Here is a 7,406-nt window from a genome sequence, read left to right as displayed (position 1 = left end):
TACCACATGCTCCACCGCTTGTGCGGGCCCCCGTCAATTCCTTTGAGTTTCACCGTTGCCGGCGTACTCCCCAGGTGGATAACTTAATGCTTTCGCTTGGCCGCTGACAGTATATCGCCAACAGCGAGTTATCATCGTTTACGGCGTGGACTACCAGGGTATCTAATCCTGTTCGCTCCCCACGCTTTCGTGCCTCAGCGTCAGTACAAATTTAGTGAGCTGCCTGCGCAATCGGTGTTCTAAGGCATATCTATGCATTTCACCGCTACATGCCTTATTCCGCCCACTTCAAGTTGACTCAAGACTAACAGTATCAATGGCAGTTCCGGAGTTGAGCCCCGGGCTTTCACCACTAACTTATTAATCCGCCTACGCACCCTTTAAACCCAATAAATCCGGATAACGCTTGGATCCTCCGTATTACCGCGGCTGCTGGCACGGAGTTAGCCGATCCTTATTCGTATGGTACATTCAGGCAGGTACACGTACCTGCGTTTATTCCCATATAAAAGAAGTTTACAACCCATAGGGCAGTCATCCTTCACGCGGCATGGCTGGTTCAGACTTTCGTCCATTGACCAATATTCCTCACTGCTGCCTCCCGTAGGAGTCTGGTCCGTGTCTCAGTACCAGTGTGGGGGGACACCCTCTCAGGCCCCCTACCTATCGTAGCCTTGGTGAGCCGTTACCTCACCAACAAGCTAATAGGACGCATACTCATCTCATACCGCCGGAGCTTTAAATGGAAAATCATGCGAAAATCCATTACCATGGGGCATTAATCCGAATTTCTCCGGGCTATTCCCCTGTATGAGGCAGATTGTATACGCGTTACGCACCCGTGCGCCGGTCGTCGTCAGAAAGCAAGCTTTCTACGTTACCCCTCGACTTGCATGTGTTAGGCCTGCCGCTAGCGTTCATCCTGAGCCAGGATCAAACTCTCCATTGTAAAAACTTTGAATTATGTTTGACCTGGTTCTAGGTAATTGACAAGGTTAGTATGTTACCTTACTTTTCCTTGCTTTAATGCTTCCAATATTTTCAAAGAACTGTGACTGTTTCCGGTCGTCTTTATGTCTTCTCTTGACGACCATTCTCTCGAATGGGGCGGCAAAGATACAACTTTTTTTGAACTTATAAACAATCCGTCAAAAAACTTCAAATTTATTTTCGGACCGTCTTTTTAAGAACGTGTTCCTTCATCAGGAACGGGAGGGCAAAAATACGACGGTTTTAAAAATCTGCAAACACCTTTCGATATTTTTTATTAACTCCTGTTTTCAACAAAGAACGTTGCTTGTGAAAGCGGGTGCGAATGTACGCGTCTTTTTCATACGTGCAAGCATCTGCGAAATATATTTTCGAACTTTTTTATACATGCCTGATTATCAGCATGGATTAAGGCGTACTGCTCGAGACCTCCAACGTCTTACCATTGAAGAACTGACCGCCCTCCGTCACGAATCGCGCCGTGTAGGCGCCCACCTCCGCCGCCGTTACCGCAGCCTTAAACCCCGGAAAAGCTTCTTCGAGCATCTGAGTTTGCACCGACCCGAACGCTAAACAGTTGAATCGGATCGCACTTTCCTTATACTCCTCGGCCAAACACTCGGTCAATCCAATTACCGCCGCCTTGCTCGACGAGTAGGCACTCAAGCCCGGAAACTTCACCGAACCTTGTATGCCACCCATGCTGCTCACGTTCACGACATGACCTTGCTTTATGTATGGTAAAACGAATCGAGTCAGTTTTGCGACCCCAAATACGTTGACCTTATATATATGGTACCAGTCGTCGTCGGTTAATTCTGTAAATAACTTGTTCTCGAGCTTGCCCGCATTGTTCAGCACACCATCGATGCGTCCGCCACAGAAGTTCTCTATGGCTTCCTTTAAAGGACCGTAGTCCTCTTGCATCAAATCAAAGGTCAATGGGAGCATATGGTTGTCTCTCTCGGGACGATCCGATACGGCCTTGCACCGCTCAAGCACTTCAGAAGTTCGAGCCAAAGCGATGATTCGCCTTCCCTCACCTTCCGACGCCAAAGAACGCACGACCTCAAAGCCGACGCCCCTGCTCGCTCCGGTGACGATGAAATGCTTCATCAAGCCAACATCGCTACCGGCTGCTCCATGTATTGCTTAAAGGTCTGCAAGAACGCAGCACCCGTTGCGCCATCCACCACGCGGTGGTCACAACTCATGGTCACCTTCATTACATTGCCCGGCACGATCTCGCCGTTCTTCACCACAGGGGTCTGCTTGATTCCCCCAACGGCCAAGATGCAGCTGTCGGGCGGATTCACAATAGCCGTGAATTCCTCAATGCCAAACATACCGAGGTTACTTATGGTAAAGGTGTTACCCTCCCACTCGCTCGGTTGTAGTTTTTTATCGCGCGCCTTGCCCGCCAATTCGCGAACCTCGGCACCGATCTGAGTGAAGGTCTTGCTGTCGGCAAATCGAACTACCGGCACCAACAATCCTTCGTCCACCGCTACGGCCACTCCAATATGTACGTGGTTGTTCCGACGAATGGTGTCGCCCTGCCAAGCGGAGTTCACCGCCGGGTGCTTTCTCAAACTCATCGCCACGGCCTTTATGACCATGTCGTTGAAGCTGATCTTGATATCGGGCATTTCATTGATCTGCTTACGCGCCGCCAGGGCATTGTCCATGTCGATCTCTACCGTTAAGTAGAAATGCGGAGCCGTAAACTTGCTGTCGCTCAAACGACGCGCAATGGTCTTGCGCATCTGCGATACCCTTTCTTCCGTGTAACTCTCTTCCATGTGCGCGGCCGGAGTAACGGCACTGGCCGCTGCGCCCGACTGCTGCGTCGGAGCCAAGGCCGGATTAAACCCGTCGATATCGCGCTTTACGATGCGACCTCCATCGCCACTACCCTGAACGCGGTTCAGGTCAATTCCTTTCTCCTCCGCCAAAGCACGCGCCAACGGCGATGCTTTTATTCGACCATCCATCGAATCACTCACTGCCGGTGCAGGTGCCGGAGCTGACGCCGACGCGGCAGGCTTCGATGGTTCAGGCTTCTCCTCCTTGGCCGGAGCCGGAGCCTCTTCTTTAACTTCTTCCTTGGATGGAGCTTCTTCTTTCGACTCCTCAGAGCCACCGCCCGCTTCGGCCTCTTTCAACAAGGCCGCCACGTCTTCACCTTTTTCACCCAAAATGGCCAAAACGGAATCTACCGGAGCAGCATCTCCCTCACCCACTCCAATGTGCAGCAAGGTTCCCTCCTGGAAGCTCTCGAACTCCATGGTAGCTTTGTCGGTCTCGATCTCCGCAAGCAAATCACCTTCGCTTACCTGATCTCCAACATTCTTATGCCATTTCGCCACGACACCTTCTTCCATAGTGTCGCTCAATCGGGGCATCTTGACGATTTCGGCCATCGCTTATTGTTCTTTTATAAATGGATAGTCTTCTTGAATGTAAACGGTCTTGTACAGATCGTCCACGGTCGGGAATTCAGATTCCTCCGCAAAACTAACAGCAGCATCCACTAACTGTTTCACGCGCTGGTCAATTTCATCCAACTGCTTCTCGGTGGCGTACTTCTTCTTCACGATCTCCTCTCGAACCACATTGATCGGATCGATCTTCTGATACTCAGCTACCTCTTCTTTAGTACGGTATTTCTGCGCATCACTCATTGAGTGACCTTTATAACGATAGGTCTTCAATTCCAAAAGGGTCGGACCATTGCCCTTGCGCGCATGATCCACCGCTTCCTTAACCTCGTTGGCCACTGTAAGCGGATTCATTCCATCTACCGCGCGGTGAGGAATCCCATATCCCGACCCCAACTGATGTAAGTCGGTCACATTGGTCTGACGCGCCACCGAAGTTCCCATGGCATATCCGTTGTTCTCAATGATGAAGATCACGGGCAAATCCCAGGTCGCCGCCAAGCTCAGGGCTTCATGGAAAGCTCCCTGACGAACGGCACCGTCACCCATAAACGTCAAGGTCACCGCATCCGACTCGCGATATTTATCGGCAAAAGCGATTCCGGCCCCAAGTGGAATTTGACCACCCACGATACCGTGACCTCCGTAAAATCCTTTTTCTTTCGAGAACATGTGCATGGAACCTCCGTTCCCCTGGCTCGTTCCCGTTTTCTTACCCATGAGCTCCGCCATCACGTACTTCGGCTCCACACCCATCGCGATCGGATGCACGTGGTTACGATAAGCCGTGATCATTTTGTCCTTGCCCATTTCAATGGCGGCAGCACAACCGGCCAACACCGCTTCCTGACCATTATATAGGTGAAGGAATCCGCGGATCTTTTGCTGAATGTACAAAGCGCTCGATTTATCCTCGACCTTGCGCCACAGCAGCATGTCTTCGTACCACTGTAAATAAAGCTTCTTACTTGCTTTGATCTTTGCCATAGTTCGCCAATTTGGGTCGCAAATTTAACACAAAAAACTTACTCCCAATCCCGAAACCTAAAGGCATACGGCAACAATGCCTCAACGCTGTCCGCCGCCAATATGCGACCCGTGGTTCCCATGAAGTAAACCCGGAGTTTCGCACGCTGGTTTCGCTCCGTCTCGGCCATTACCTGACGACACGCTCCGCAAGGCGCCACAGGTTCCTCGAGATCGTGATCCACGGCGCGGGCAGTAATGAATAAGGCCTCTGCCTCAACGGCAGGATGCGCGGCTCCGGCGGCAAATAGTGCTACTCGTTCGGCGCACAACCCACTCGGAAAGGCGCCGTTTTCTTGATTGTTACCCGTAACTATTTCTCCGTTCGCCAACAATACGGCAGCACCTACTTTGAAATGACTGTACGGCGCATAGGCCTTTTCGCGAGCTTCTTCAGCAGCCGCCAATAGCTCTTGGATGTTTTCGGATAACTCGGTTACGTTTTCGTATTCCGTAAAGGTTGTGGTTATATCTATCTTCTTCATCTGGCCTATTCTGATTTCAAAAGATACACATATTATATACTGTCACTTTTTTCTTGATAAAAAAGTGACTAAAAAATCAAGTCGCTCCCTAGGCCGATTGCGCTGCGCGCAACCGTTCGTCATTTCGCTTCATGCTTTGTTTTGCTCCGCAAAACGCTATTCCGCTTTCATCTCCGCTACTTTTTCTTGATAAAAAGTAGCGCAAAAATCAAGGCTGGCATGCTTCCCCTGCGAAGTGGCGAGCCTTTTCGGGCTTAACCCAAACTCGCCTGCACAGCAGGCTCAAATAGTGGGTTTCGCTAGCCTCAAAGCCTTTTCTTCGCTACGGGTCAGCATGCTATGGCGAATGACCGGCCCAGAATCAAGTGCTCTATGCTCTTGACTTTCAACATTGGACCAATGATGCGGCTACGGGAACAACACCGAAGTTCTTAGTCAACCTTTCGCGATGTGTAAACGATTCCCCGTTGTTCGTTGCTCGTAGTCCGGAAAACAAACAAAGGACATCCGAAAACGATTCTGGCTTTCTGTCCTCGTCTGAAGAATCCCCGGGTTAAAACCCGGAGCTAAATCGCTTCCTAACCAATAAAACATGTTCCGGCGCGTAGCGCAGATTTCCTCTTCGAACACCGCTATCCTCGCGGAGCGAATAGAATTCGAAACAAAAGAAACTGACTTACGCGTAGCGCGAATTGACTTCGCCTTTGGCGAAATAGATTCGGCTTCGCCGAATCGCCTTTTAGGCCTACGGCCTAAAAATCAGTGCCACTGCATGGCACGCCATCCCTTCCTCGTGACCTACAAATCCCATCTTTTCGCTCGTGGTGGCCTTGAGGCTGATTTGGCCGGCTTCGGCACCCATCACTTCGGCTATGCCGGCCTTCATCGCATCAATATGTGGGTTGATCTTGGGGCGCTCTGCCACCAGCGTGGCATCTACATTGCCCAGTGCCCAACCGCGATCGGCAAGCAGTGCCATCACCTCTTTGAGCAAGATCTTGGAGTCGACCCCCTTGTACTTGGGGTCGGTATCGGGAAAGTGATACCCGATGTCCCGCAAATCCGCGGCACCCAGCAAGGCGTCGCATACGGCGTGAATCAAAACATCGGCGTCGGAATGGCCTTTAAGGCTATGTGTATGGTCTATCCGAATACCACCCAGCCACAGTTCACCACCTTCTTCCCAGCGGTGTACATCGTAGCCGAATCCGATCCGAAACGGAGCCATTAATTCAAGTCTTCAGACAAGCCCATCAAGTTCTCCAAGTCGAAGAACAGGGTAAATCGAAGGGTGTTCTCTAGGGGGCTACGCACCGTGCTCGTGGCCGGAATCAAATACGCGAAGTCCAGTCCGAATACATTGTACTTGATGCCCGCTCCCAAAGTGAAGTACTGACGACCACCTTTCTGCTGAGCTTCGTAGAAGTATCCACCGCGAACGGCGAATTGCTTATTGTACCAGTATTCCACCCCGGCCGAAATGGTGATCTCGTTCAACTCCTCTTGGAATCCACCCGGAGCGTCACTGAAGCTTTGAATGACACCTTGTACGGGTGGCACATCCGGATCCTTTCCATTTTCAATGACGTAGTTTCCGTCTTGGTCGCGAATTCGCTGGCCTGTGCTGTCCTCAGCATAATCGGGCGGGGTCGGAACCAACAGCTTGTTGAATTCCAAGTGTACCGAGAACGAGTTGTACTCATCCACGTCGAAAAGCATTCCCGTTCCAACACCTAGGTTGGTCGGAATAAAGTCGGCCTCTCCCGATTCGGTGTAGCTGATCCTTGCTCCCAAGTTGGTCAACGAAATACCCCACGTCCAACGCGCATCCATATCACCGGCGTCGAATTCTTCACTTCTGTAGTACAAACCGATATCGGCCGCTACCGACTGACCCGGACGACTTTGGAATCCCTGTACGAACTGACCACCGGTCAGGTTCGAGTAGATATAACGCAAGGCTACACCGGCCGAAAGGTTCCGCGACAACTGCAAGGCATAAGCGGCATCTATCGCGAATTCGTTCGGGTTGAACTGTCCAATATTATTTCCCTGATCGTCGGTGAACGTAATATCACCCAACGAGAAATACCGCATACTCACTCCAATGGCCTGGCGACGTCCTAAACTGTGGTAGTAACTCAAGTACGCCAAGTTGATATCCGGAACCAATCGGCTCAGCCAAGGCGTGTAGTTCAAACTCAAAGCTTGACCCTCTTCCATAAAGGCCAACTTAGCGGAGTTCCAGTGGATCGAGTTTACATCGGGCGTGGTAGAAACACCGGCATCACCCATACCCCCGGCTCGCGAATCGGGTGAGATGCGAAGAAAAGGAACGGCCGTAGTGATGGTGTTGTACTCATCCTGATCACCAAAGGCGTTTTGTGCATTTGCTTCCGAGAGGAAGAGCGAAAAACAAACTACCGCAATGGCGGCTAATCTGTTGTATTTCATGGGGTAAAAT

The 7,406-nt window shown here is 51.0% G+C and carries 6 protein-coding genes and 1 rRNA gene (1 of these 7 running past the window's edge); all 7 read right to left on the bottom strand.

The features are described from left to right. Nucleotides 1–949 (bottom strand): 16S ribosomal RNA (locus tag J4F31_06270); it reaches 553 nt to the left of the window's first position. 449 nt (nucleotides 950–1,398) lie between these two features. Further along, on the bottom strand, nucleotides 1,399–2,106 hold the full coding sequence (locus tag J4F31_06265; GenBank protein MCE2496166.1) for an SDR family NAD(P)-dependent oxidoreductase: 708 nt from the start codon (nucleotides 2,104–2,106) through the stop codon (nucleotides 1,399–1,401). After that, nucleotides 2,106–3,413 carry a pyruvate dehydrogenase complex dihydrolipoamide acetyltransferase gene (locus tag J4F31_06260; GenBank protein MCE2496165.1) on the bottom strand — a complete coding sequence of 436 codons (1,308 nt, stop codon included), beginning with the start codon at nucleotides 3,411–3,413 and terminating at the stop codon, nucleotides 2,106–2,108. Before J4F31_06260 ends, J4F31_06265 begins: the two co-directional genes overlap by 1 nt. 3 nt (nucleotides 3,414–3,416) lie before the next feature. Further along, nucleotides 3,417–4,418, bottom strand: a complete 1,002-nt coding sequence (pdhA, locus tag J4F31_06255) for a pyruvate dehydrogenase (acetyl-transferring) E1 component subunit alpha (GenBank protein ID MCE2496164.1) — start codon at nucleotides 4,416–4,418, stop codon at nucleotides 3,417–3,419. Nucleotides 4,419–4,456: 38 nt separating this feature from the next. Next, nucleotides 4,457–4,942, bottom strand: coding sequence for a cytidine deaminase (cdd, locus tag J4F31_06250; GenBank protein MCE2496163.1), 486 nt, complete (start codon nucleotides 4,940–4,942; stop codon nucleotides 4,457–4,459). A 745-nt stretch (nucleotides 4,943–5,687) separates the two neighbouring features. Then, nucleotides 5,688–6,170 carry a 2-C-methyl-D-erythritol 2,4-cyclodiphosphate synthase gene (locus J4F31_06245; protein ID MCE2496162.1) on the bottom strand — a complete coding sequence of 161 codons (483 nt, stop codon included), beginning with the start codon at nucleotides 6,168–6,170 and terminating at the stop codon, nucleotides 5,688–5,690. Then, a complete protein-coding gene (gene porV, locus J4F31_06240; GenBank protein MCE2496161.1) occupies nucleotides 6,170–7,396 on the bottom strand; it encodes a type IX secretion system outer membrane channel protein PorV in 1,227 nt (408 codons plus the stop codon). The genes J4F31_06245 and porV overlap by 1 nt, the downstream gene beginning before the upstream one ends. Nucleotides 7,397–7,406: the final 10 nt, after the last annotated feature.

It is taken from the genome of Flavobacteriales bacterium (assembly GCA_021296215.1).
Lineage (GTDB): Bacteria > Bacteroidota > Bacteroidia > Flavobacteriales > ECT2AJA-044 > ECT2AJA-044.
This window is presented reverse-complemented; position numbering and strand designations above follow the sequence as displayed.